27 protein-coding genes and 1 tRNA gene are annotated in these 25164 nt (G+C 68.4%); 18 read left to right on the top strand and 10 right to left on the bottom strand.

The annotated features are described in order from the left end of the window. Positions 1–21: 21 nt before the first annotated feature. The 5 genes from VNJ48_RS16045 (at position 22) to VNJ48_RS16065 (ending at position 6049) form a co-directional block, all read left to right on the top strand. The gene (locus VNJ48_RS16045; RefSeq protein WP_325603879.1) at positions 22–339 is read left to right on the top strand and encodes a WXG100 family type VII secretion target; all 318 of its coding nucleotides are present in this window, start codon (positions 22–24) and stop codon (positions 337–339) included. Further along, on the top strand, positions 336–635 hold the full coding sequence (locus VNJ48_RS16050) for a hypothetical protein (protein WP_325603881.1): 300 nt from the start codon (positions 336–338) through the stop codon (positions 633–635). Before VNJ48_RS16045 ends, VNJ48_RS16050 begins: the two co-directional genes overlap by 4 nt. 147 nt (positions 636–782) lie before the next feature. Further along, a complete protein-coding gene (locus VNJ48_RS16055) occupies positions 783–4454 on the top strand; it encodes a heterodisulfide reductase-related iron-sulfur binding cluster (RefSeq protein WP_325603883.1) in 3672 nt (1223 codons plus the stop codon). A 162-nt stretch (positions 4455–4616) separates the two neighbouring features. Next, positions 4617–5150: a pilus assembly protein HicB gene (locus VNJ48_RS16060; protein WP_325603884.1), complete on the top strand. Its 534-nt coding sequence runs from the start codon at positions 4617–4619 to the stop codon at positions 5148–5150. Positions 5151–5215: 65 nt separating this feature from the next. Continuing rightward, positions 5216–6049: a DUF4097 family beta strand repeat-containing protein gene (locus tag VNJ48_RS16065; RefSeq protein ID WP_325603886.1), complete on the top strand. Its 834-nt coding sequence runs from the start codon at positions 5216–5218 to the stop codon at positions 6047–6049. Positions 6050–6201: 152 nt separating this feature from the next. Here VNJ48_RS16065 and VNJ48_RS16070 read toward each other — a convergent pair whose 3' ends face one another. The 7 genes from VNJ48_RS16070 to dcd form a co-directional block, all read right to left on the bottom strand. Next, the gene (locus VNJ48_RS16070; RefSeq protein ID WP_325603888.1) at positions 6202–7122 is read right to left on the bottom strand and encodes a siderophore-interacting protein; all 921 of its coding nucleotides are present in this window, start codon (positions 7120–7122) and stop codon (positions 6202–6204) included. A gap of 34 nt (positions 7123–7156) precedes the next feature. Then, positions 7157–7999 carry an ABC transporter ATP-binding protein gene (locus VNJ48_RS16075; protein WP_325603890.1) on the bottom strand — a complete coding sequence of 281 codons (843 nt, stop codon included), beginning with the start codon at positions 7997–7999 and terminating at the stop codon, positions 7157–7159. Beyond that, positions 7996–9066 carry an iron ABC transporter permease gene (locus VNJ48_RS16080; protein ID WP_325603892.1) on the bottom strand — a complete coding sequence of 357 codons (1071 nt, stop codon included), beginning with the start codon at positions 9064–9066 and terminating at the stop codon, positions 7996–7998. The genes VNJ48_RS16075 and VNJ48_RS16080 overlap by 4 nt, the downstream gene beginning before the upstream one ends. Continuing rightward, a complete protein-coding gene (locus VNJ48_RS16085) occupies positions 9063–10106 on the bottom strand; it encodes an iron ABC transporter permease (protein ID WP_325603894.1) in 1044 nt (347 codons plus the stop codon). The genes VNJ48_RS16080 and VNJ48_RS16085 overlap by 4 nt, the downstream gene beginning before the upstream one ends. Then, positions 10103–11134, bottom strand: a complete 1032-nt coding sequence (locus VNJ48_RS16090; RefSeq protein WP_325603896.1) for an ABC transporter substrate-binding protein — start codon at positions 11132–11134, stop codon at positions 10103–10105. The genes VNJ48_RS16085 and VNJ48_RS16090 overlap by 4 nt, the downstream gene beginning before the upstream one ends. A 63-nt stretch (positions 11135–11197) precedes the next feature. Continuing rightward, the gene (locus VNJ48_RS16095; RefSeq protein ID WP_325603898.1) at positions 11198–11833 is read right to left on the bottom strand and encodes a Pr6Pr family membrane protein; all 636 of its coding nucleotides are present in this window, start codon (positions 11831–11833) and stop codon (positions 11198–11200) included. Further along, positions 11833–12408 (bottom strand): dCTP deaminase, encoded by a 576-nt coding sequence (dcd, locus tag VNJ48_RS16100; protein ID WP_325603899.1) that lies wholly within the window; start codon positions 12406–12408, stop codon positions 11833–11835. Before dcd ends, VNJ48_RS16095 begins: the two co-directional genes overlap by 1 nt. A 64-nt stretch (positions 12409–12472) precedes the next feature. On the opposite strand from dcd, the gene VNJ48_RS16105 reads away from it, so the two are divergent. The 11 genes from VNJ48_RS16105 to VNJ48_RS16155 all read left to right on the top strand — a co-directional run bounded on the left by VNJ48_RS16105 (position 12473) and on the right by VNJ48_RS16155 (position 20034). Then, positions 12473–13231, top strand: coding sequence for an SGNH/GDSL hydrolase family protein (locus VNJ48_RS16105; protein WP_325603900.1), 759 nt, complete (start codon positions 12473–12475; stop codon positions 13229–13231). 58 nt (positions 13232–13289) lie between these two features. Then, positions 13290–13362, top strand: a tRNA-Gly gene (locus VNJ48_RS16110). 117 nt (positions 13363–13479) lie between these two features. Further along, positions 13480–13818, top strand: coding sequence for a hypothetical protein (locus VNJ48_RS16115; RefSeq protein ID WP_325603901.1), 339 nt, complete (start codon positions 13480–13482; stop codon positions 13816–13818). Positions 13819–14040: 222 nt separating this feature from the next. Further along, complete coding sequence (locus tag VNJ48_RS16120; protein WP_325603903.1) at positions 14041–15270, top strand: C39 family peptidase; 1230 nt, start codon at positions 14041–14043, stop codon at positions 15268–15270. Beyond that, positions 15270–16364, top strand: coding sequence for a hypothetical protein (locus VNJ48_RS16125; protein WP_325603905.1), 1095 nt, complete (start codon positions 15270–15272; stop codon positions 16362–16364). The genes VNJ48_RS16120 and VNJ48_RS16125 overlap by 1 nt, the downstream gene beginning before the upstream one ends. Before the next feature lie 128 nt (positions 16365–16492). Then, on the top strand, positions 16493–16687 hold the full coding sequence (locus VNJ48_RS16130) for a DUF2461 family protein (protein ID WP_325603907.1): 195 nt from the start codon (positions 16493–16495) through the stop codon (positions 16685–16687). Between the two features lie 99 nt (positions 16688–16786). After that, positions 16787–17152 (top strand): DUF2750 domain-containing protein, encoded by a 366-nt coding sequence (locus tag VNJ48_RS16135; RefSeq protein WP_325603909.1) that lies wholly within the window; start codon positions 16787–16789, stop codon positions 17150–17152. After that, positions 17152–17739 (top strand): DUF4926 domain-containing protein, encoded by a 588-nt coding sequence (locus VNJ48_RS16140; protein ID WP_325603911.1) that lies wholly within the window; start codon positions 17152–17154, stop codon positions 17737–17739. The genes VNJ48_RS16135 and VNJ48_RS16140 overlap by 1 nt, the downstream gene beginning before the upstream one ends. A gap of 9 nt (positions 17740–17748) precedes the next feature. After that, entirely contained in the window at positions 17749–18381 is a 633-nt protein-coding gene (locus VNJ48_RS16145) for a DUF2461 domain-containing protein (protein WP_325603913.1), read from the top strand. A gap of 147 nt (positions 18382–18528) precedes the next feature. Further along, positions 18529–18768, top strand: a complete 240-nt coding sequence (locus VNJ48_RS16150) for an RHS repeat-associated core domain-containing protein (protein WP_325603915.1) — start codon at positions 18529–18531, stop codon at positions 18766–18768. Positions 18769–19164: 396 nt separating this feature from the next. After that, positions 19165–20034 carry a hypothetical protein gene (locus VNJ48_RS16155; RefSeq protein WP_325603917.1) on the top strand — a complete coding sequence of 290 codons (870 nt, stop codon included), beginning with the start codon at positions 19165–19167 and terminating at the stop codon, positions 20032–20034. A gap of 421 nt (positions 20035–20455) precedes the next feature. Here VNJ48_RS16155 and VNJ48_RS16160 read toward each other — a convergent pair whose 3' ends face one another. Next, entirely contained in the window at positions 20456–20929 is a 474-nt protein-coding gene (locus VNJ48_RS16160) for a hypothetical protein (protein ID WP_325603919.1), read from the bottom strand. 98 nt (positions 20930–21027) lie between these two features. Between VNJ48_RS16160 and VNJ48_RS16165 the strand changes: the two genes are divergently transcribed. Then, entirely contained in the window at positions 21028–21561 is a 534-nt protein-coding gene (locus VNJ48_RS16165; RefSeq protein ID WP_325603921.1) for a hypothetical protein, read from the top strand. A gap of 4 nt (positions 21562–21565) precedes the next feature. Here the strand turns inward: VNJ48_RS16165 and VNJ48_RS16170 are convergent, their stop codons facing one another. Further along, complete coding sequence (locus tag VNJ48_RS16170) at positions 21566–22024, bottom strand: Rrf2 family transcriptional regulator (protein ID WP_325603923.1); 459 nt, start codon at positions 22022–22024, stop codon at positions 21566–21568. Between the two features lie 69 nt (positions 22025–22093). Next, positions 22094–22993: a sulfite exporter TauE/SafE family protein gene (locus tag VNJ48_RS16175; protein WP_325603925.1), complete on the bottom strand. Its 900-nt coding sequence runs from the start codon at positions 22991–22993 to the stop codon at positions 22094–22096. A 212-nt stretch (positions 22994–23205) separates the two neighbouring features. Here VNJ48_RS16175 and VNJ48_RS16180 point away from each other — a divergent pair, with 212 nt between their 5' ends. Then, positions 23206–25092, top strand: a complete 1887-nt coding sequence (locus VNJ48_RS16180; protein WP_325603927.1) for an acyl-CoA dehydrogenase — start codon at positions 23206–23208, stop codon at positions 25090–25092. Positions 25093–25164 lie beyond the last annotated feature (72 nt).

Below are 25164 nucleotides of genomic sequence, written 5' to 3' on the forward strand. Positions count from 1 at the left end.
GCCATGACGGAAGGGGTCACCATGACCGTGGGACTTGTCTACTCCGAGATGCAGGCCGCAGCGCTTGCGGTGGCGGACGCCGTCGACCCGCTCCAAGCCACCCTTCGCGGCCTGGGCACCGACATCGAGACCGCTGCGAGCGGCTTCAAGGGCCAGGCCGCGGCCGGTTTCGGTGAGGCGATCAACGCCTGGTTCGACGTGGCAGTGTCGATCGGACCGATCCTCGACGGCTACGCCCAGTCGCTCACCGGCCTCGCTCAGGATCACGCCGCCAACGATCGGCAGGTGGCGGTCGACACCGGTCGGCTGCACCAACGTCTCGGCGGAGGCCCCGAGTGAGCGAGCGCAGCCTGGTTGTCCACCAGGGCTCGCTCGCCAGCATCGAGACCGCCATGAGCACCGCCACCACAGCGATCACCAGCCAGATCCGCGACCTGCTCGAACAGGTCGAGGCGCTGACGCCGGGCTGGGAACCCGGCAGCGAATCCCACGCCGCCCACCTCGCGTATCAACAGCGGCTGCGGGACGGGATCGAGCGCCTGACCAGCGCGCTCACCGAGATCCAGGCGAAGGTCGCCTCCTACCGAGACGACGCTCGCGAGATCGAGGTCGAGAACGTGGCGATCGTGAACTGACCGCTCCCACACCAGTTCAAGTTACCTGCCGGTAGGATCAAACTCACTCGCACCTCGACCCCCGCTCGGTGTTCCAGACTCTAGGCTCTGCCCACCGGACTCTCGTCGCGGACGAGCTCCCTGCCCGGCACTCGAGGAGCGCTCTCCATGCAGATCACGCAGATCATTGCGATCGTCGTCTCGTTCGCCCTGACCATCGCTGCCCTCGCGGTGCTCGTGCCCGCCGTACGCAAGATGCTCGGCGTCATCCGCAGGGGTCAGCCCGCTCCCGGACGGTCCGACAACGCGGTCGGTCGCGGCGTGACGATGTTGAAGGAGACCTTCCTCCACACACGGATGCTGCAATGGCACTGGGTCGGGATCATGCACTGGTTCGTCTACATGGCCTTCCTGTTCCTCAGCACGGCCGTGCTTGCGGCGTACTTCCAACTCTTCAAGCCCGACTTCGCCTGGCCTGTCTTCGGGCACTGGTATGTCTACGAGTGGTTCAGCGAGATCATCGGCCTGCTGAGCACCATCGGCATCGTCTTCCTGATCATCTACCGCCAGAAGCACCACCCGCGGAGCGAGGGCCGCAAGAGCCGCTTCTTCGGCTCCACGATGTGGCAGGCCTACTTCGTCGAGGCGCTTGCGCTGCTCGAGGGCGCAGCGATCCTCTTCGTGCGCGGAGCCGAATGGTTGCTCCCCTCGGGCCAGGAGGCCGGACGGTCGCACTTCCCGATCTCGTCGTGGATCGGCGACGCGATCTACCCGACCTCGGAAGTCTCACTCGAGAACCTGATCTACGCCATCGCCACGTTCAAGATCGCGCTGGCGATGATCTGGCTGATGATCATCGCTCGCAACATCACCATGGGCATCGCTTGGCACCGCTTCACCGCGTGGTTCAACATCTTCTACAAGCGCGAGTCCGACGGCAGCACCGCGCTCGGAGCGATGAAGCCGCTGACCTCGAGCGGCAAGGCAGTCACGCTCGATGACCTCGATGACCTCGACGAGGACTCGATCCTCGGCGCCGGCTCGGTCGAGGACTTCTCGTGGAAGGGCATCCTCGACTTCACCACCTGCACCGAGTGCGGCCGGTGCCAGTCGCAGTGCCCGGCGTGGAACACCGAGAAGCCGCTCTCGCCGAAGCTCCTGATCACGGCCCTGCGCGACCATGCGTACGCCAAGGCCGACGGCGATGCCGGCCACTCCGAGCGCTCGCTCGTCGGCTCGGGCACCAAGGGCGAGAACGGTGGCACCGGCACGGATGTCCTGGACTACTTCTACAACCCCACCGACGGCGCCTTCGTCATTGACGAGGACGTCCTGTGGAACTGCACCTCGTGCGGTGCCTGCGTCCAGCAGTGCCCCGTCGACATCGAGCACGTCGATCACATCATGGACATGCGCCGATACCAGGTGCTGGTCGAGTCCAACTTCCCCGCCGAGCTGAACGGTCTCTTCAAGGGGCTGGAGAACAAGGGCAACCCGTGGAACATGTCGTCCACAGCCCGGATGGACTGGGCCAAGGGACTCGAGTTCGACGTCCCGGTCGTCGGTGAGGACCTCGAGTCCCTCGAATCGGTCGACTGGCTGTTCTGGGTCGGCTGTGCCGGCGCCTACGAGGACCGTGCCAAGAAGACCACCCGCGCCGTCGCCGAGCTGCTCAACATGGCTGGGGTGTCCTTCGGCGTACTCGGAAATGGCGAGACCTGCACAGGCGATCCGGCTCGTCGTGCCGGCAACGAGTTCGTCTTCCAAGGCCTTGCGGCGCAGAACGTCGAGACGTTCAAGGAGTTCAAGGTCAAGAAGGTCGTCTCGACCTGTGCCCACTGCTTCAACACGCTGAAGAACGAGTACAAGGACTTCGGTATCGAGCTCGAGGTCGTGCACCACACCCAGCTGCTCAACCGCCTGGTGCGCGAGGGCAAGCTCACTCCGGTGAAGGAGGGTGCGGGCGCAGCGAAGCGCTCGATCACCTACCACGACCCCTGCTACCTCGGCCGTCACAACGACGTCTACACGCCGCCGCGCGAGCTGCTCGAGATCCTGCCGGGCGCCGAATTCACCGAGATGGAGCGCAACTCCGAGAAGTCCTTCTGCTGCGGCGCCGGTGGCGCGCGCATGTGGATGGAGGAGAACATCGGCGAGCGGATCAACCTCAACCGCACCAAGGAGGCCGTCGGCACCGGCGCCGACCAGATCGCTGTCGGCTGCCCCTTCTGCCGGGTGATGCTCTCCGACGGGCTGACCGCCGAGCAGGCTGCCGGAAACGCCCGCGAGGAGGTCGAGGTGCTCGACGTCGCGCAGATGCTGCTCGCCTCGGTCAAGGGCGAGTCGGCCATCAAGGCGGCGGCGGGCTCGTCCCCGTCGACCACGGCCCCCGCTGACGTGGCCACGAAGGCCGAGCCCGAGGCCGGCGACGTCACGGTCACCGAGGACACCATCACCGAGACCGCGGACGCGGGTCCCGCTGCCGAGGCCTCGGGCGGCTCCTCGCTGTTCGACACCCCCGCCCCGGCCAAGGCTGAGACCGCGGCCACGTCCTCCGGCGGGTCGCTGTTCGACACCCCATCCCCCGCCGAGGCCGCGGAGAGGGAGCCGGTCGAGGCCGAGCCCGCGGAGTCAGTGGACACCGCTACCGAGACGACCCCATCGAAGCCGGCCGCGGACCTCGGCTCCGGCGGGTCGCTGTTCGACCTGGCCGGGCCGCAGCCCACGACGAAGCCAGCCGCGAAGACGGCGGCTGAGCCGCCCAGCGCCGAGCAGTCCAGCGCCGACGCTCCCGAAGCCGACGTGAAGCCCGCTCCCGTGGCGAAGCCCGCTGCGGCGACCGGTGCGCCTGCCGGTTCGACCGGGTCGCTGTTCGACATCGCGGCCCCCGAACCGGCTCCCAGCAGCCAGGCGGCGCCTGAGGCCGAGTCGGTCGCCGAGGTCGAGGCGGAGGTCGCGGTCGAGTCGGAGGTCGAGGCGGAGGTCGCGGTCGAGCCCCAGGCGACGACCGAGCCCACCACCACGTCCGACACATCGGCTGCCCCGGCTACCGCGTCGTCGGACGTCCCGGCGACGTCCTCGCCGGCCGCCGCCGGTACCCCGGCGACCTCGATCCCCGAGGGCTCCCTCTTCGACATCGAGGCGCCCGCGCCTACGGCTCCCGCGCCGGCTCCCGCGCCGGGCGCCGCAACGGCGACGGACGTCGGGGACGGGGAGGACGGAGCGTCGGACTCAGGGGACTCCACGACGTCCGACGCGACGGCTCCCGAGGCGACCGCATCGTCGGACGTCCCTGAGACGACCGCATCGTCGGACGTCCCTGACGCGAGGGAGAAGGCCCCCGCCGAGCCGGCTCTCCCCTCGACCCCGGCCAGTGTCGTCAGCACCCCGGCAACGTCGATCCCCGAAAGCGGCTCGCTCTTCGACATCGAGGCACCGGCAGCGGCACCAACTCCTCCCGCGCCGGTCGCTGCTGCTGCTCCTGCTGCGGAGGCGGAAGTCGAGACGGCCGAGAGCGTTGAGGAGGCCGAAGCGGCTGGCGGGTCCGACGGGGCCGAGGAGGGCCCGACCGACACCCTCTCGTCCGGAGCCGCGCTGAGTCAGGCGGCAACGTTCCCACCGTCGACCGACGCTGTGGAGACCGAGGGAGCCGAGGAGCCTGCGGGGGCCGAGCCCGATGCGCAGGAGCCCGAGCCAGCCGAGCCAGCCGAGGCAACCGAGCCCGAGCCCGAGGCCGCCCCGGCAAAGAGCACGGCTCCGAAGCCCGCGGCCGCTGGCGACGTACACACGCCCAAGACCGACGTCGACATCCACGGGTCGGGCTCGCTCTTCGACCTGTGACTCCAAGTCTGGCCCCCGCGTGCCTCACCGAAGTTCATTGATGAAATAAACGTCGGTGAGGCTGCGCGGAGGGGCGCAGTGGCGCACCGCGACATCACACGGCACCACATGTGACATCACAATCCCTTGACATGACGTCACTCTGATGTCAGAGTGGTGCACATGGACATCACCCCCTACGTCGAGTCGCTGCGCCGAGACCTTCTGGCTGCTGCGGACGCCAGCGGCGAGGATGTGCGCGCCGCCGCTGAGCGATTGACCTTCGCCCTGGACCCCAGCACCCGGCTGGTGCTGATGGAAGCGATCTCCCAAGCAGCCGCTGAGATCACCGCCGAGCTGCCCGAGGGTGGCGTCGATGTCCGGCTCAACGGGCGCGAGCTCGACTTCGTCGTCGACATCGCACCCACCCACGCGGTGCCCGCTCCACCCCCGCCCCCCACGCCGCCAGCGCCGCCCGAGGACGACGAAGGGCTCGCGCGGATCACCCTGCGCATTCCTGAGTCGGTCAAGGCGCGCGCCGAGGAGAAGTCGGCAGCAGCCGGCCACAGCCTCAACACGTGGCTGGTCAACGTCGTCCGTCAAGCAACCAGCGACCACGTGGCCAGCGTCGACATCGACCTGTCCAGCCTCCCCTTGTTCGGCAACGACCCACGCTCGAACGCACGCGGCTCACGCCGGATGACCGGCTGGCAGTAGCCCGCAAACACCGTCAAGCACACGAGCCGACCAGCACTCAGGCTGGTCGGTAGGACGCTCACACCATGGAGACACCCGTGCAACGAAGCTTCGAGACCCCCCAGCCCATCGAGTTGTACGTCGAATGCCACTCGGGTCGCCTCACCGTCACCGCCGCCGACGTGACCCGCACCGACGTCACTGTCACCGGCAAGCACGCCGACGAGTTCGTCGTCGAGCAGCGCGAGGACAAGATCCAGGTCGTTGGCCCGCGTTCGGGCATCGGATTCCTCACCGGCGGCGCCGGGAAGGCCAACATCACTGTGGTGATGCCCGACCAGAGCAGCGTGACGGTGAAGACGGGGAGCGCGGACACCCAGGTGCACGGCGCGATTGGCGCACTGTGGCTCAACACCGGCTCCGGCGACGTCAGCGTCGAGCTCGTCGACGGCGTGGCCGAGCTCCAGAGCGGCTCCGGCGACCTGCGTCTCATCGAGCTCCGCGGGGACACCCGGATCAAGAGCGGCTCCGGGGACGTCGTCGTCCGTCGCTGCTCCGACCTGGCCGTCTCCACGGGTTCCGGCGACGTCCTGGTGGAGTCCGTGGGCGGCCGGCTCGTCGTCAAGACCGGGTCCGGTGACGTCCAGGTCGGCGAGGCCGCAGACGACCTGTCGCTCTCGACCGGCAGCGGGGACCTCAGCGTCGAGCTGGCCCGCAGGGGCCGCTACGTCGTCAAGGGGGCGAGCGGCGACGTGCGCATCGGCATTCCGTCCGGCACCCCGGTGTGGACCGACATCACCACGATGTCGGGCCGAGTCCAGTCCGACCTGACTCCCGTCGGCGCGCCCGCCGAGGGCCAGGACCACCTCGAGATCCGCGCCACCACCGCAAGTGGCGACGTCACCCTCCAGCAACGCTGACCCTCACGAAGGAGCACCACCATGTATGCAGCCACCGAGCTCGAGCTCATCGCCCGGCACCACCTGACCCAGCGCCGCAACGAGGCGACGAGCACGCGACGCAGCCGCAGCTTCGGGCGGCGTACGACCTGATCCGTCCCGGCGGGAGTCGTTCAGGACCTCATCGCCACGCCGCGGCGCCAGTACCCCATGAACGCGACCTGGCTCCGGTCGATGTGCAGCCCGCTGACGAGGTGCCGGCGCAGCCCGGTGACGACTCTCGACTCCCCGGCGATCCAGGCGTAGAGGCCGTCGAGGTCGTGGCCCACGGCTCGTGCCGGGGAGATCTCCTCGCCCGAGGACGAGTAGGAGGGCGTCTCCCACAGGTCCGGGTCGACCTCGTCGAGGGCGACGTCGACGCCGGCGACCGGGATCCCGAGATGAGCCACCACCGCGTCGTGCAGGCGGCGCCCCAGCGGCTCTCGGCCTCTCGGCAACCACGTGATCGACACGTTCTCCGGGCCACGGACGTCGAGGATGTCGCGGGCCGTCGGGACCTCCATGAACACCGCGCCGATCGCCGTTGAGGGCAGCTGCTCGAGGACGGCGCACACGGCAGGCACAGCTGTCTCGTCGGCCGCCATCAGCAGCTCGGCGTCAGGAGCGGGATCGAACTCGATGCCGCCGAAGGGGGACCCCCGCCGCGGCGCGACCATGACGACACGATCGCCGGGGGCCGCCGCCGCAGCCCAGGTCGAGCCCGGTCCTGCAGGACCGCCCTCGTGGTGGAGCACGATGTCGACGACGATCGTGGTGCCGGCGCCGGCGCCCCGGACGTCACGGATCGTGTACGTCCGCATGTGGCCGCGTTCCTCGACCGGCAGGTCGAGCCAGGTCGCCGTCCACGATTCGTCACCGCCGGTCACCGACGCCATACGTCCGGTGGAAGGGTGCGGCAGGACGAGCTTGATCCGCTGGTCGTAGCGTTGGCCATCGACACCGAAGTCCGCGAGCTCTGCTGCCCCGAGCTCGACCCGCACGAAAGACGGGCTGAGCCGCTCGACGGACATCACCTCGACCTCGACGATCAGCATGGGCACGACTCGGCAGTGCCGATGGTGGGTGTGGTCATGAGTCTTCCTTGGTACGGCGAGCGCGGTGCCGCGAGACGGGCACCACGAGCGGGGTGTGCGAGACGGGATCGTCGATCACTCGGTTGTCGAGACCGAACACCGCGCGGACCACGTCTTCGGTCACCACCTCGCGGGGCGTGCCAGCCGCCACGACCCTGCCGTCTCGCAACGCGACCAGGTGGTCGGCGTAGCGGGCCGAGAGGTTGAGGTCGTGGAGCACCATCACGATCGTGGTGCCCCGGCGAGCGTTGAGGTCAGCGAGCAGGTCGAGCATCTCGACCTGGTGCGCCACATCGAGGTAGGTCGTCGGCTCGTCGAGCAACAACAGGTCGGTGCCCTGCGCCAGCGCCATCGCGATCCACACCCGCTGGCGCTGGCCCCCGGACAGCTCGTCGACAGCCCGCTCGGCCAGCGCAAGGGTGTCGGTCAGGACGAGCGCCTCCGTCACCGCCTCGTCGTCCGCACGGGTCCACCGCCTGAAGGCGCCGTGATGCGGGTGGCGGCCACGGCCGACCAGGTCCACGACGGTGACCCCCTCCGGCGCGACGGGGTTCTGCGGGAGCAGCCCCAGGACGCGAGCCACCTGCTTGGTGGGTTGTCGATGGATGGCCTCGCCGTCCAGCAGCACCGCACCCGCCTTCGGCTTCAGCAGTCGGGCGAGTCCCCGCAGGAGGGTGGACTTGCCGCAGGCGTTGGCGCCCACGATGACCGTCACCCGGCCGTCCGGGATCTGCAGGTCGAGGTCGCTGACGATCGGTTCGTCGGTGTAGCCCAGGCTGAGCTGCGCCGCAGACAGACGTGACGTGGGGGTGGCGGCGATGGTGGGGATGGCGGTCATGCCGCTCTCCTTCCGGTGCGGCCGCGTGCAAGCAGCCAGAGCAGGAACGGGGCACCGACGGCGCCGGTGACGACGCCGACCGGGAGGTTGGTGTCGGGGACGAAGTAGTCGCCCACGTAGTCGGCGGCCACCACGATGACGGCCCCCGTGAGCGCGGAGGCGAGGATCGTGGTCCGACCGCCGTTGAGCGCCCGCGCGATCGGACCGGCCAGGAACGAGACGAAGGCGATGGGACCGGCCGCGGCGACGGACACCGCACAGAGCACCACGCCCATGAGCAGGAGCAGCTCCCCTCGCGCACCTGAGACGCCGAGACCGGCGGCTGCGTCGTCACCCAGCTCGCTGATGCGCAGCGACCTGGCCAGCCACCACGTGATCGGCAGGAGCAGAGCCAAGGTGGTGGCGAGCAGCCGTATCGTCGGCCAGTCGACGCCGTTGACACTGCCTGTGAGCCAGCGGAGCACCAGCTGGGCGTCGTATTCGTCGACGCGGGTGAAGACGTACTGGATGACCGACTGCATGGCCGCAGCTGCCGCAACGCCGACGAGGATGAGGCGGTGCCCGCCTTGCGTACCCGCGACCAGACGGACCAGGAGCGCGGTGGCGACAGCACCGAGGACCGCCACGGCCGAGACCGGGAGGCCCTGCCAGTCCCACAGCGCGATCGCGATCACGGCCATGGCGCTGGCACCCAGGGTGACGCCGATGATGTCGGGACTGGCGAGCGGGTTGCGGAGGGTTGTCTGGAAGAGCGCCCCAGCCACTCCGAAGGCGACGCCTGCAAGGAGCGACAGGACGGCGCGGGGCAGCTTGCTCTCCATCAGGATGAAGGACGCACCAAGGATGTCGGTGCCGGTGACGATCCGGAAGAAGTCAGGAACAGTGATCGTGTAGTCGCCGAGCAGCACTCGGGCTCCGAAGGCGGCCAGGAGGGCCAGCCCCAGTCCACCGACCACGACACGGTGTCGGCGCCGCGGCGCGCGGCCTGCGGCTCGGACGACGGCGACGGCGTCGGCGCTCCGACTGACGCCCACCTGGCGTTCGGGCGTGCTGAGCAACGCGGTCACAGGGGCCCCCGCCCGACACGACCTCGACGGATGAGGAGCAGGAAGACAGGCACCCCGACGACTGCAGCCATCACGCCCACCTGCACCTCCGCCGGCGGCAGGATGACCCGCCCGAGAGTGTCGGCAACCACGACAAGGACGGCTCCTCCGAGAGCAGAGAGGGAAAGCACGCGTGAGTGACCGGGTCCGACGAGTCCGCGCACCGCGTGCGGCACGACGAGGCCGACGAAAGCCACCGGCCCCGCGAGCGCGGTCGCGGTCCCGGCCAGCAGCACCACCGCCACGCCGAGGATGACCCGGTCCAGCGCCGTACAACGCCCGAGACCGCGCGCCAGGTCGTCCCCGAGGGCCAAGGTGTCGAGCAGGCCGGAGCCGGTGACCGCGAGAAGTCCTCCAGCGAGCAGGAACGGCGCGCCGGTGAGCAGGACGTCGAGGTCGCGCCCACCGATCGTGCCCACCTGCCAGTAGCGGAAGGCGTCCATCGTCTGGCGATCGACCAGCAGGAGGCCGGTGGTCCAGCTCGTGGCCGCGGCAGTGATCGCGGCACCGGCGATCGTCAGCTTCAGCGGGGTCGCTCCGTCGCGGCCGAGGGACGCGATGACATGCACCACGACCGCGGCGACCGCGGCGCCGAGGAAGGCGATCCACAGGAAGTCGCGGAGCTGGGACACACCGAAGCCCGACATCGCGAGGACCATCGCCAAGCTGGCGCCCGCGTTGATGCCGAGGATGCCGGGGTCGGCGAGCGGGTTGCGGGTGAGTCCCTGCAGGACCGCGCCGGCCAGCGCCAGCGCAGCGCCCACGGCAAGGCCAAGCAGCGTCCGGTCGACGCGGGCCCGCGAGATGTCGTGCAAGGGGTGGGAGGTGTCCCAGACGGCCGCGATCGGGATCGGCCGGGCGCCGACCACCACGGACAGTGCTGCCACCGCCACGACCGCGCCCACGAGGAACGTGATCGCCACGGGCGTACCGACACGACGCGGCGGCCGGCGTCGGTGACCGGTCCCCGCGTCGTGCTCGAGGAGGGAGACGCTGGTCACGACCCGTCGACCGCAGCGACGATCTTGGGAATGACGGTGTCGATGATGACCGGGATCGAGAGGGGGGTCGGGTTCGTGGACGCCAACGCGACCGGCTTGCTCGACTCCGCGTAGAAGTGACCGGAGTCGATGGCCGGGATCTGGCCGAGGAGGTTGTCCTCGACGAAGGTCTGCGCGTCGCCGGGCTTCTCGACCCACGTGATGATCACGTCAGAGTCGAGCTCGGAGGCACGCTCGGCCGACACGGTGCCGTAGAACTCGCCCTCCTTGATGGCGCCGTCGACCGCTGCGGCATCCACCATCCCGAAGTCGCGGAGCAGCGAGACGCGCGGGTCCGCGGGAGCGTAGATGCCCACGGTCGAGAGGTCGGCCGGGGTGAGGTAGCCGTAGATGAGCGAAGCGCCGTCGAGCTCGGGGTTGTCCGCGCGGGCTGCCTCGATCTGCGCCGTGGTGTCGTCCGCGACGTCGGTGGCGAGGTCGCTGCGACCGAGAGCCTGACCCACCATCTCGAGCGAGGTCTGCCACGGGGTCGTCCACGCGAACTCCGGGTAGGCAACGACGGGGGCGATCTTGCTGAGCTTGGCGTACTCCGCCTCGGTGATGCCGGAGTTGGTCGCCAGGATGATGTCGGGGTCGAGTTGTGCGATCTCGTCGATGGGCGCACCGTCGGTGTCGTCGTAGCGGACCGGCGCCTCGGCGCCGGTCTCCGCGAGGGCGGCGTCGAACCAGTCGCTCGAGCCGGCCTCGTTGCCACCCCAGGTCAGCTTCGTGGCGCCGACGGGGACGACGCCGAGCGCGACCGCGTGGTCCTGGTCGGTCCAACCCAGGGTCGCCACGCGGGCCGGGTCCTCCGTGATCGTCGTCTTGCCGAAGGCGTGCTCGATCGTGACCGGGAAGGCGTCGGCCTCGGCGGACGTGGCGGCCGACGGCTGGGCTGACGTCGCCTCAGTCGTGGTGGAGCCGGTGCTGCAGGCAGTGAGGGTGGCCGCAGCGAGGGCGGCGGCGCCGAGGCGCAGGGTGCGGTTCATGGGAGCTCCGTAGTTAGGTCAGCCTTATTAAGGCAACCCTAACTTAGGTGATCCTAACTTCCTTCACTGCCTCTTGGCCACGCGCTCGTCGCCCTTCCACGCCACGGCCGCCACGCCGACGAAGAGGACCGCGATCCCCAGACTCACGACCGACACTGCGGCGTACCCCTCGGCGTCGACATCCAGGAACGGGTAGGGGTAGAACCCGGTGATCGCGCCGCGCAGCAGGGTGTAGGACAACCACACGACCGGGAACGCAAGGCTGGCGACGACGTCACGACCCTGGACCCGACCTCGAGGACCGAACACCGCCCACCCGATCACCGCGACGAGGGGTACGGCGAGGTGGAGCAGCTTGTCGGCGAGGTAGTCGGCACCGGACAGGTCCAGCAGCGGACGAAGCAGGAACCAGTGCACGACACCGGTGACCGTGATCGCCACCAGTGAGGTCAGTCGCAGCGTCCGCCACCCGGCCGTGTCGGTGTCACGATCGAGAGCGATGGTCCACGCCACCCACGCGACGAGGATGTTGGACAGCACCGTGAAGTAGCCGAAGAAGCGGATGACCCGCTCACCGAGGTCTGGCGGGTCGGTCTCGTCCAGGACGGTGCCGCCCTGCCAGACCAGGACCAGCTGGAAGACCACGGCAGCGGTCGCGAGCACGGCCACCCCCAGGTGCCAGGCCCGGCCGCGAGACATCAGATCTCGGTTCGGTGGAAGTTCTGGAAGCTCCTGCTCGGGGTGGGCCCACGCTGTCCCTGGTAGCGCGAGCCGTACTTCTCCGAGCCGTAGGGGTGCTCGCTCGGCGAGGACAGGCGGAAGAAGCAGAACTGCCCGATCTTCATCCCGGGGTAGAGCTTGATCGGGAGGGTGGCGACGTTGGCCAGCTCGAGCGTGACGTGCCCGCTGAAGCCGGGGTCGACGAAGCCGGCAGTCGCATGGGTCAGCAGACCGAGGCGACCCAGGCTCGACTTCCCCTCGACCCGTGCGGCGACGTCGTCGGGAAGGCTCACGACCTCGTAGGTCGAGCCCAGCACGAACTCGCCGGGGTGCAGGATGAATGGCTCGTCGCCCTCTGGCTCGACCTCGCGGGTCAGGTCCGACTGGTCGGCCGCGGGGTCGATGTGCGGGTAGCGATGGTTCTCGAAGACACGGAAGAACCGGTCGAGTCGGACGTCGATGCTGGAGGGCTGCAGCATCGTCGGGTCCCACGGCTCGAGGGCGATGCGCCCGTCGTCGATCTCGGCGAGGATGTCGCGGTCGGAGAGAAGCACGGGGTGCAGCCTAGTGACCCGGGCCCGCTGCAGACCCGTGGCGTGCGGATTGGAGAATGACACGGTGACCTTCCACCGCTTCGTCGCTCTCGGCGACTCGTTCACCGAGGGCGTCGGCGACCCGGACGAGACCCGACCCAACGGGCTGCGCGGCTGGGCCGATCGGGTCGCGGAGGTCCTGGCCAGCCGCACCGACGACTTCCGCTACGCCAACCTCGCGATCCGGGGTCGCAAGCTCGACGGCGTCATCGCCGAGCAGGTCGCCCCCGCGATCGCGTTGCGTCCCGACCTGATCTCGATCTACGCCGGCGGCAACGACATCCTCCGGCCCCAGGTCGACATCGACGCCATCGTCGATCGCTACGACGCCGCCCTCGGCCGGCTCGCCGCGACCGGTGCCCGCCTGCTGGTCTTCACTGCCTACGATCCCGGCGGCTCGGCGATCTTCCGCCCGCTGCGGGGTCGGTTCGCCATCTACAACGAGATGGTCCGCTGGGCAGCCGAACGCCACGGCGCCACCATCGTCGACTACTGGCGCCTCCGCGACCTGCGCGATCAGCGCCACTGGGACAGCGACCGACTGCACATGGGTCCGCACGGCCACCAGCGGGTGGCGATGGCCGTCCTCGACGCACTGGACGTCCCCCACTCGCTCGCGGTCGAGCTGCCGGAGTCGGTGCTGGCCTCGCGGCGGGCCGCCTGGGCGGAGCATGCCGTGTGGGCCCGCGGCAGCCTCGCTCCGTGGGTGAGCCGCCGCGTCACCGGTCGGTCCTCCGGCGACACTGTCGCAGCGCGGTGGCCGAACCTGAGTCGTCTCGACTGAACAGCCCCGCCACCCGATCGCCTGACCCGACGTGTCGGGTACGATTCCGGCGCATCCTGCGGATGTAGCTCAGCTGGTAGAGCGCGACCTTCCCAAGGTCGATGTCGCGAGTTCGAATCTCGTCATCCGCTCCGAACGCCGCGACCGGCTCGCGGCGCAAGCCGCGAGGCAGACGCGGCGTGAAGCGGCGCAGCACGGCGCCAGCCGGGCAAGCCGACCGTGCTGACCATCCCACTGGAGGAACGGCTGTGAGCGCTGACCCCGGCTTCGACCGTGTGCTCATCCCGCTTGGCCAGACCGTAGGGGTCGACGGTGACGGTCTTCGGCTCGCCAAAATCGAACCTCCCTCAGTCACCATCTCCGTGCACGCGCTCGACGAACCCGACAGGCCCACCCCTGGCTTCGACCCGAGCGGCATCGGAATCGTGTCTTCTCAGAAGCGCATCACCGAGTACACCGAAGATGTACACCTGCGTCTGAACGATTGCTTCGACGTCGAGGGGCGCTACTACGAGGTCGTCAGCATCGACTTCACGCCTGGCACGGAGAGCGTGACCATCCGGCGGTTCGACGAGTCCGAGTTGTGACACCGGGTCCACTACGACCGGCCGAACGCCGCGACTGGCTCGCGGCGCAAGCCGCTAGGCAGACGCAACGTGAAGCGGCGCAGCACGGCGCCAGCCGGGCGAGCCGACCACGGGCTCGGCCGGCTCCGCCCTCACCCCTGTGACTGGTGTGAAACTTGCGCCCAGTGTGATCAGAGGGGACAGTGGGTTGCCCACGATGTCCAGCACATTGAGGCCTTCCCCATGTTCTCCCGTTCGACCGTTCGCTCCGATCCCCCGCCCGAGCCCGCCCGAGCCCGCCGTCGCCGCCGCATCGGCGCTGCGACCGGCGCTCTCGCGCTCCTGATCGCCGCCAGCCCGCTCCTGCCCGAGGAGTCAGGTCCGACACCGGCCCTGACCCCGAAGGCGAACGCGTCCACGCAGCCGACGCGGGCGGGTGCGCCGGGGCTCGGTGCGATCACCCCTGAGATGCAGTCCGAGATCGATCGGGTCGTCGCGCATGGCCGGCGGCTGACGGTGTCGTCGCGCTCATCGGCGTACGCCCTGGCAGCCGCTGCCTCGCGCTGTGCGATGTTCGACGGTCAGCGCTACTGCCTCGGCTTGGGGTGGACTACCCAGAGCCAGGACGAGGTGGCGTCGCGGTTCGCGGCTGCTGCGACTCCCAACCCCCGGCGGACGAAGCCGGAACAGACCGGCGACCTCAGCGCCCTTGCCGCCATGCGTCGCTTCGGTCGCCTGTCACCCGATGAGCGTGCCGCCGCGGAGCGGGCCGAGCTCAGAGCGGCCGCCCGCTCGGTCGCGAAGGTGTGGCTGATCCGCCACGAGATCCAGGGCGTCCCGATGCCCGACGACTTCATGGAAAAGCACCCGGAGGCCGCGGTGACCGCCCGCACGAGCGCGCGCAAGCACCCCCGGACCTTCAAGATCCTCCGCGAGAAGCAGGTCCGGCCGCAGAACCGCACGTACTACTGCGGACCGGCAGCCGCGCAGATGATCGCCTGGGGGTGGCGTGATCGTCGCCAGGGCCAGGCACTGTGGGCCGACCGGCTGCACACGACCACCGCCGGCACGGCGATCACCGCCATGGTCCGGGTCGTCAACCACAACACCGGCTATGACCGGGAGGAGCACGCTGGCCCGTACGTCGTGCTCGACATCAGCGACTTCACCTTCGAGCAGTGGTTCCGGTTGATGAAGAAACACCTGCACACCTACCAGGCGCCCGTCGTGCTCCATCCGGTCCTGGTCAAGAAGTACTTCCCCTACCTCGACGACGACGCCTCGGGCCACTTCCAGGTGGGCCGCGGCTACGACAAGAACCCGGACGGCCAGCCGCTGCTCAGCTACTTCGAGCCGTGGGACCAGAGCAGGTTCAACCCCACCGAGCCGCGCATCGCACGCACGCAGTGGCAGTCGGCGTACAAGAGCTATCGCGCCAACCAGGCCCACTTCCAGCACAACCTGGGCCTCTGATGGCCATGCGCCGCGGTGCCAGTACGGCGATCGCAGCGACCCTGCTTCTCCTCGCAGCCGGGTGTGCCGACCAGGGCGAGCCTGCTCCGGAGGCGACGACGTCCTCGTCGGATGCTCCCCGCCCGGCCCCGACCGAGACGGAGACGGAGACGACCGAGCCTGCGCCTCAAGGACAGCTCGCGTGGCAACCCACCGGTCACCTGGTGGACGAGCGCGTGGTCGTCGGTGAGAAGTGGACCGCTCTAGCCAGGGCCGGCGACGTCACGTTCGAGAGCGCGACCGGCGCAGCCGATGTCACGCTGCCTACCGTGGAGAGCGGCGAGGTCGACGCGCTGCTGCTCGACGGGGACACCGCGGTGGTGTCCTACTCCTTCGGCGGGGAGGTGACCACGGGCCTCGGCTACCGCGTCGACCTGTCCACCGGAGAGGCGACGAAGATCGTCACGCCCGAGCCCGCCAACGGCAGCGACTGGGCCCTGATCGACGACAGCCTCTACTACCCCACGCGGGGCGAGGGCGCCGGAGCCTGCCTCGCGACGCTGGCCGTCGCCGACGGCAACGGTGAGGACGGCTGGTGCCCGTCGGGGCGCGTTGGCATCGCCGAGCTCGACGCCAACGAGCACGGCGTTGCGGCGATGCTCTTCGACTACGGCAGCGACATCTCGTGCCGCACCCTGAACCTGCTCGACCAGGCGGGGGTCCCGCAGCCGGTGGCGGGTCCCGACGAGTGCGTCGGCTGGGACATCGCGGCGACCAGCACCGGCATCATCTTCTCCGAGGTCCCGCGACCCCGGCGCCAGGAGCGCGCGGTGTTCAGCGCGGTCGTTGACGGGGGCCCGCCCCAGAGGCTGGCGAAGGGTACGACCGGTTCGCTGGTCTCCTGCGGCGGTGACGCCTTCTTCGTCAGCGACCCGACGAAGATGACCGAGCCGGCGCGCCTGATGCGCTGGGACGGCACCGCCCTGTCAGTGGCCTACGAGTCGGCCTCGAAGGGCAATGCTTTCCTGGGCAGGCCCGAGTGCGCCGACGGCATCGTCACCCTCTCCTCCTTCGGCGAGGACGGCGACGAGCAGGTCTCCGCCAGCGTTTCGTAGAGTCCCCCCACTCAGCCCTTGACGGTGACCTTCGTGGTGGTCGTCGACGGAGTGCCTCCGGCGGTCGTCGTGACCTTGACGCGATGTCAGGGGTGGAGGCTACTGGTCTGGACCGCTAGCGTCGTGGAGTGAGCTTCACCGGATTCCCCGTCGCCGCCCTCGACTTCTACGACGACCTCGAGATGGACAACACCAGGTCGTTCTGGGAGGCCAACAAGGCGGTCTACGACGAGTCGGTGGCTGCGCCGATGAAAGCCCTGACCGACGCCCTTCAGCCGGAGTTCGGCGCCGCCAAGGCCTTCCGCCCCTACCGCGACGAGTAGTTCATCAAGGTCAACTATTCGCGATCAGATACAAACCGATCGCCGTGATCGCCGCCTGCACGTGCTGCGTGGACGCGCACGTGATGCAAAGATCAGCGCGTGAGTGTCGCCGCCGCCCATGCCGACGCATTCTACCGGGAGGTACTGGCAGGCGAGCGCGTGTATGCACTCCGCGACGATGCTGGCTTCCCAGCGCCAGCCGAACCTGACGGTGTCCGCACGATGCCGTTCTGGTCCAAGGCCTCTCGCGCGGAGGCGATCATCGCGCACGTCGAAGCATACGAAGGCAGCATCGTGACAGCGCTGAGCCTCAGCGAGTGGAACGGGCGGTGGCTTCCGGGGCTGGAGCGTGACGGACTGCTGGTTGGTCTGAACTGGAGCGGAGCCAACGCCACTGGCTATGACATCTCGCCCGCCGAGGTTCTTGCGAACCTCAATGGCAGGCAGGGACACGGTAACCACTAATGGCCACAGAGCATGAAGTGCCTGACTGGATGGCGGAAGCCCACGCCCAGGCTCGGCATGCGACCTCTCGCTATGGCTGCATCAGGGCGAAGTTGAGGCTGACTGATAGCGCCCACGGAGGACGGCGTCATGCCGTCCTCGCTGGCTGGACGGCGGCGTGGGAGATCGGAAACAGCGCTGATGGTCACCGCCCCGACAACGACGCGATGGTGTTCCCAGAAGGGACACGAGAACTTCTGCCGGGAACGACTTGCATTGTTCGCTTGGTCCCACGGTTCCCGCAGCGCTGGAGCCACGTCGCCGTGGGAGATCTGATTCAGATGAGGGACGGGCGTCGAGTGATCGGCTCTGCCACGGTGGTTGAAGTGGTCGAGCCGACCAACGAACACCTCATCGGCCGTTGGCCCTTGTTCGCCACCGTTCGTCTTCGGCGTGAAGTTGACGGCGTGCCAGCAGGCACCCAGGGAGCGGTCGTTGACGTCTACGAGGATGCCTACGAGGTCGAGATCGTCAGTGATGCCGGAGAGACTCTCTGGTTGGCCGCTGTCGCGGACGACGATCTCGAACTTCTCGACGACGGTCCCTAGGCTCCTTCCGTGACCTTTGAAGGATTCCCTGCCGCCGCCCTCGACTTCTACGACGACCTCGAGATGGACAACACCAGGTCGTTCTGGGAGGCCAACAAGGCGGTCTACGACGAGTCGGTGGCTGCGCCGATGAAGGCCCTGACCGACGCCCTTCAGCCGGAGTTCGGCGCCGCCAAGGTCTTCCGCCCCTACCGCGACGTCCGCTTCGCCAAGGACAAGACCCCCTACAAGACGCACCAGGGCGCCTTCGTCGGGGTCGCCCCGGCGACCGGCTGGTACGTCGAGGTGTCCGCCCGCGGCGTACGCACAGGTGCTGGCTTCTACAACGCTGACGCCACGACGCTCGCGGCCTTCCGCGACGCCATCGTTGATGACTCGTCAGGACCGCGGCTGCAGCGGATCCTGGCGAAGCTCGAGAAGGGGGGCTTCGAGATCTCGGGCGAGCAGCTGAAGACCTCGCCACGGGGCTACGACCGCGAGCACCCGCGGATCGACCTGTTGCGGCACAAGCAGCTCTTCGCCGGCCGGACGATCGGCTTCGAGCCGGTCATCCACACCACCGAGCTCGTCGACGTGGTCCGCGCGGACTGGAAGGCATACAAGCCGCTGGTCGACTGGCTGTCCCGGCTCGATCGGCCGTAGACAGCCCCCTGATCCCCCGGCTACCCGGGGGAATCGAACGTTCCCGGGGCCTGCACCTCATGTGGACCGTGTCCGCCCGCCAGCGCCCTGCGCTACTGCTGGTGGGTCACCACCTGCTCGACAGGGTCGTCCGCGAGCGGAACCTCCGTGTCCCGTGTCCCGAGCGTGATCTACAGCTCGACCAGCCGGGTCAACCCGATCGGATGGACCGGTCAGTACGCCGACCCGTCCGGTCAGGTTCACCTCCGTGCCCGCCAGTACGACCCCACCCTGGGCCGGTTCATGGCACCCGACCAAGCCGCAGCGATGGCGTACTCGGGGACCGGGACGTACGCCAACGCCAACCCGCTGGCCTACACCGACCCCACCGGCCTGTGGCCCAGCTGAAACACTGTCTTATGGCGGCGCCTGAGGTGGAGACGCCTACTTCCTTGAACGTTCCGGCGCCGCAGACCATGCATGTTTTGCCGCGCTTGGAGGAAGTCGACGGTCCATCACCGAGCCAGCCGGTCACGCCGCAATTGCTGCACTCGCGAATGGACTCCCCCTCCTTGGAGTGGAAGGTGAGCTTGCCGCAGCCTGGACGTCTTTGACCCCGTGCCCTGGGTGGAAAGGTACGGCCCAAATTCGACGTTGTCGACAAGGAGTCGAATATTCGCTCCTTGGTGACACCGCAGACGACCGATTTCGGCTGGCCGCTCGTTTGTCGCCCCGCGTTTACATACATCGCCGTACCAAACGTGCTGGGATGAGGTGTCCGTACAATTTCATCAATCTGAGGGATTGAATACCTTGCCTATCTCGGTCGCTATCAATGCAGGTGCTGACGAGTCGTCATCCTCGGTCGTCGCAACTGGTTCCATCCAGCACATCATCACGTCGCCCGAGGTGGCGGCCTTCGGCATTGAAGATGGTCCGCTGAAGAGCGCCATCGCCGCTGCGCATGGCGGCCAAGCACCTAACGATGCCTACCTGTGCAGCCCAACCCCGTGGGACGACCTCTACTCGAGCTACGGCTGGCCCCAGGTCCAGACGCTCATGACCGTGCAAAGTGCGACGGTCCAGGAGGTCACGTCGAGCCCCACCATCATCAACTCGCAGGTCTTCCACAACACCAGCGAAAAGCCTGGCACGTTCAACTGCGGGGTCAGTCAGGAGGTCAGTGTGACCGCTGAGAGTTCGTGGTCCGACACAACGACGATCGAGGTCGGGCAATCCATCTCCTACGGCATCAGCTTCCTCGGAAGCGGCGCAGAAGGCGAGACCTCGCTCAGTTTCTCCCAAGCCTCAGAGCAGGGTGGCTCCGAGAGCGAGACGGTCACGTTGGGGACGAACGCCGGAGTCGAGGTTCCCCTTGACCCTGGCGAGTCCGTGACTGCGGAACTGAGCGCGAGCAAGGGCACGCTGACTGTCGAAATCGTGTACCAGCTGACCCTCAGCGGGTGGGCGGCGATGAACTACTCAGACGAGTACCAGGGCCACCACTTCTGGGGCATGGACATCAACGCCGTGATGGCTGCAGGCAACATCCCGACTACCGTCACGATCTCTGAGACGTTGGAAGTCGGCTTCTATGCGAATTCCACCATCACGTTGGCCAACCCGGACGGGACGAATAGCACCCACAGCTGCGTCGAGGAAAAGTTCGCCTGAGCGGTCGCCCTACCAGCGCCTGGGCTCGTCACGTTGGCTGCGCTCAAGACGGCGACGGTGAAGCGTGCGGTCATGCGAGACGCTGCCTACTGATCAGATGATGACTGCCGATGGCAGGACTGGAAGTGGCCAACCCAGCTGGACACCAAGCGGACAGCACGTCGTCGACCGCTCACAGGCGCCCCCACAACGGAGGGCCCGGTTCCAACGACCAGCGGAACCGGGCCCCCCAGGACGCGATCATCGACCGCCGTCAACCACCGACCAAGTCGAGACGGAAAAGGGCGTTACTGGTGCGCTGGACAAGATTCGGGACGGTCACTACCTGGGCCGCTCAGGAGCTCATGGTGCGCGTGCCCTCCAAAGTTCTCGAGGACCTCTACCTCGGACACCTCTACGCAGCCAGCGACGAGGACGCGCCCTACGTCGGACGTCCACCCCGAGGTGTGTTCAGGGACCAAATGAGCCACGGACCAAGTGCGTGTCGCGCTCGGGTCAGCCATCGGTAGTTCTTCTTGACGGTGGTGTGGTCCGGGGTGGGCGTGGGGTCTGGTTCGGGACGGGGTTTGCTCGCGACTCGGACAAGGATGCCGGCGATGCGGCCGTCGTCGACCATGCCGAGCTTGATGTACGTCGTGGCCATGCCGGGCAGAGCGGTTCCGGTGAGCCGACTACCGGTGGCGTGGACTTCGCCGCGCCTGTTGTCCGGTTTGGTGGCCATCGCGGCCCGGGACGCGCCTGTGTCGAGGTAGTAGAGGTCCGGTGCGCGGGAGATGGTGTGCGCCATCGCGAGCGGTACGAAGAAGACTCCGACCGCGACGCAAGCCAGGGCGAGGAGAACGAGAGCGGTGGTCCATCCGGTGCCCAGTTCGTCGTTGCGTGTCTCCCACGCCACCACTCGAGAACCTCACGGAAACCACTGGAGGTCCGACCTTCCCGTGGAGGTCGCGCCCAGTTCACCGGACGGTCGCCAGGGTCTGCGACGTTGCGGGTATGCCGAAGCGCCACGTCTTCCTCCACATCGGACCGGACGCCGTCGAGCTCGACGACGAGGCCCGTGCGCAGCTGGCCGCGGGCGGCGTCTCGACCCCGGACGTCAGCCGCGCCGATCTCGACCGCGCTGACCTCGAGATCCGACGCCTCCACAAGAGCGCCGGCCTCAAGCGCAAGGAGGTCGAGGGCGCGTGGGCCCGGGTGTGCCGCAAGACCTTCCGCACTCGCACCGACGCCGTCGTCAGCCAACCCGGGTTCTGGGAGGCCGATGCTGATCAGGCAGCCCTGGCCCTCGATGGACTGCACGGACTCAAGGTCCACCTCGTGTCCACGGGCGGAAGCGAGCTTCCCGCTGCCTGGTCCGAGAAGGTGAAGCTCGGCCGCATCCACCGCCTGGACGGCAACCTGTCAGGGGCGAAGCTGGCGGCGGAAGTGGTCCGCCTCTCGCTGACCGAGGAGAAGGCGCGGCTCGACACGAGCCTGCTCAAGCTGAAGAAGCGCCGCAAGCAGCTCAAGAGCGAGCTCGCCGCCTGACTGCTCAGTGCGGCTGCCAGGCGTCCTCGTCGGCCGTGAGGTCGGCGACCGCCGACGGCAGCTCGCCGTCGACGAGGTCCTGGATCGAGACCGCCTCGAAGACCGAGCGCAGGGAGCGGCGGGCTGCGATCCACACGTGCTGGAGGACCTTCGCCGACTCGCCGTACGCCACGGACTCGGGCCTCAGGCCGTAGACCGAGACCAGCGGACCGTCCACAGCACGGATCACGTCAGCGACTGAGACGGAGTCCGGTGAGCGAGCGAACCGCCACCCGCCCGACTGACCGCGCTGGGAGACCACGATGTCCGCACGTCGCAGGTCGGCGAGGATCGCCTGCAGGAAGCCGTGGGGGATGTCCTGGGCCTTGCCGAGCTGTTCGGCGCTGACCGCAGCACCGTCGGTGCGGAGGGCGATCTCGATCAGCGCCCGGAGGGCGTAGTCGGCCTTGGCGGAAACGCGCATGGTCGCAGTTTGTCAGACGGGTCGGCCGCGTCCCCCCGCCGTGACGCGGCCGCCGCGATCCTGAGCGATTCAGGCGGGCTCCAGCTCGCGATCCGCTACGGCGGTGGCGGCGCGGGCCAGTCGCTCCTGTTTGACCGCCCACGCGATGCCCCAGATCCAGGCCACGAAGACGGCGGCCGCAGTCGCCGCCACACCGACGCCGGGGACGCCGAGCGACTCGAGGATGGTCTTGGAGTTGGTGAGCACGATCATGCCGCCGGCAGCGACACCGAGGACGCGGGGCGCCAGTCGGCTGACCAGCCAGGCCGCGATCGGGGCGGCGACGACACCTCCGGCGAGCAGCGCTGCGACGAAGCCCCAGTTGATGCCCTGGCTGCCGAGGGCGAGGATGAAGCCGAGGGAGGCGCCGACCGCGACGACGAACTCGGAGGTGTTGATCGAGCCGATGACCTTGCGGGGCTCGAGCCGGCCGCTGGAGAGCAGCGTCGTGGTGCCGACCGGTCCCCACCCGCCGCCGCCCATGGCGTCGAGCGCGCCCGCGAAGAGGCCCATCGGGGCCAGGAACGCGATCGAGGGACGTGACTTGAACTGCGGGCGTCGACCCCCCAGGCGCAGGAAGCGGTAGACGACGTAGATCCCGAGGGCGAGCAGGATGGTGGCGACGATCGGCTTGGCCGTGGCGGCGTCGAGGTTGGACAGCACGGTCGCGCCGACGAAGGCGCCGATGAAGCCCGGCACGGCCAGGACGGAGACGGTGCGCCAGTCGACGTTGCCGAGCTTGTGGTGCGAGACGCCGGAGACCAGCGAGGTGCCGATCTCGGAGAAGTGCACGGCCGCCGACGCCATGGCCGGCGCGATCCCGACGGCGACCAGCAGCGTGGACGACGTGACGCCGTAGCCCATGCCCAGGGCACCGTCGATGAGTTGTGCGATGAGCCCGACGAAACCGAGCACGATGAGCTTGCGCATGGGCAGGCACCTTTCGAATCAATGTATGTCGAGTGAAAGACTACACATACGTAAGGTTATAGCCAAAGCCGACTTGCCTGCGCCCAAACGGAGGCTGTGACCAGCCACATGCCCGATTCATGTTGCGCGCTCCTCCGCGGGAGGGCATCATTGATGTTACTGACGAGTAGTAGTACGCCTGCTAACTCCCCCCCAGACGGAATAGGTCGATCGTGAGCCACTACAAGAGCAACCTGCGAGACATCGAGTTCAACCTCTTCGAGGTCCTCGGCCGGGACGACGTCCTGGGCCAGGGACCGTTCGCCGAGGTCGACGGGGAGACCGCTCGCGAGATCCTCGCCGAGGTCGACCGGTTGTCGCGCGAGGACCTTGCCGCGTCGTACGTCGACAGCGACCGCAACCCGCCGGTGTTCGACCCCCAGACCAACACCGCTCCCGTGCCGGAGTCGTTCAAGAAGAGCTACCAGGCCTGGATGGACTCGGAGTACTGGCGCCTGCAGATCCGCGAAGAGCTCGGCGGCACCCCCGCCCCGTCCTCGCTGGTCTGGGCCATCGGCGAGATGGTGCTCGGCGCCAACGCCCCCGTGTGGATGTATGCCGCCGGCCCGCCGTTCGCCGGCGTCGTCTACACCAACGGCAACGAGCGCGACCAGCGCGTCGCCGAGCTCATGGTCGAGCGCCAGTGGACGTGCACCATGGTGCTGACCGAGCCCGATGCCGGGTCCGACGTCGGGGCCGGGCGGACGAAGGCCACGCCCAACGAGGACGGCTCCTGGAACATCACCGGGGTCAAGCGCTTCATCACCTCCGCCGAGGGCGGTCTCAGCGACAACACCATGCACCTCGTCCTGGCCCGCCCCGAGGGTGTGGAAGGTGCCGGCGGCCCCGGGACCAAGGGTCTGTCGCTGTTCTGGATGCCGACCTACCACTTCGACCACCAGACCGGCGAGCTCACCGGCGAGCGCAACGGCGTCTACGTCACCAACGTCGAGCACAAGATGGGCATCAAGGTCTCCAACACCTGCGAGGTCACCTTCGGCGACCCACAGGTCGGCGGCGGCGAGCCCGCTCGCGGCTGGCTGCTCGGCGAGGTGCACAACGGCATCGCGCAGATGTTCGACGTGATCGAGAACGCCCGGATGATGGTCGGCACCAAGGCGATCGCGACGCTGTCCACCGGCTACCTCAACGCGCTGGAGTTCGCCAAGGAGCGCGTCCAGGGCGCCGACCTCACGCAGGCAGCCGACAAGACCGCCCCCCGCGTGACGATCACGCACCACCCCGACGTCCGTCGATCGCTGATGACGCAGAAGTCCTTCGCCGAGGCCATGCGCGCCCTGGTGCTCTACACGGCGACGTGGCAGGACCGCGTCATGGTGGCCGAGCACGACGGCGAGAAGGACGAGCTCGCCGCTGCGGTCAACGACCTGCTGCTCCCGATCGTCAAGGGCTACGGCTCCGAGCGCTCATGGGTGCTGCTCGGCACGGAGTCGCTGCAGACCTTCGGCGGCTCGGGCTTCCTCCAGGAGTACCCCGTCGAGCAGTACGTCCGCGATGCGAAGATCGACACCCTCTACGAGGGCACCACGGCGATCCAGGGTCAGGACTTCTTCTTCCGCAAGATCGTCAAGGACCAGGGCCGCGCCCTGGGCCACCTGGCCAAGGAGATCGAGGCCTTCATCGCCAGCGAGGCCGGGAACGGTCGCCTCAAGGTCGAGCGCGGTCTCCTCGCTGTGGCCCTCGAGGACGTCAACGCGATGGTCGCCCACATGATCAGCGACCTCATGTCTGCGGACGTCTCCGCAGAGGGCGGCGACCTGCGCAACATCTACAAGGTCGGCCTCAACACCACCCGCCTGCTGATGGCTCTCGGTGACGTCGTGTGCGGCTGGCTGCTGCTGCGCCAGGCCGAGATCGCCCTGGACAAGCTGGACGGCACCGCCGGTGACGTCTCGGCCAAGGACAAGCCCTTCTACGAGGGCAAGGTGGCGGCGGCGCAGTTCTTCGCGCAGACCAACCTGCCGCGCCTCACCGCCGAGCGCGCCATCGCCGAGGGCATCGACCTCGGGCTGATGGACCTCGATGAGGCCGCGTTCTGATCTGCCTGCGGGACTGATCGCCTGCGCGCGTTGCTGTAACGCCGGGTTAGCGGCTGTATCACCCCTGATACT

Origin of the sequence: Nocardioides sp. (assembly GCF_035576065.1) — a bacterium.
Classification (GTDB): Bacteria; Actinomycetota; Actinomycetes; order Propionibacteriales; family Nocardioidaceae; genus Nocardioides.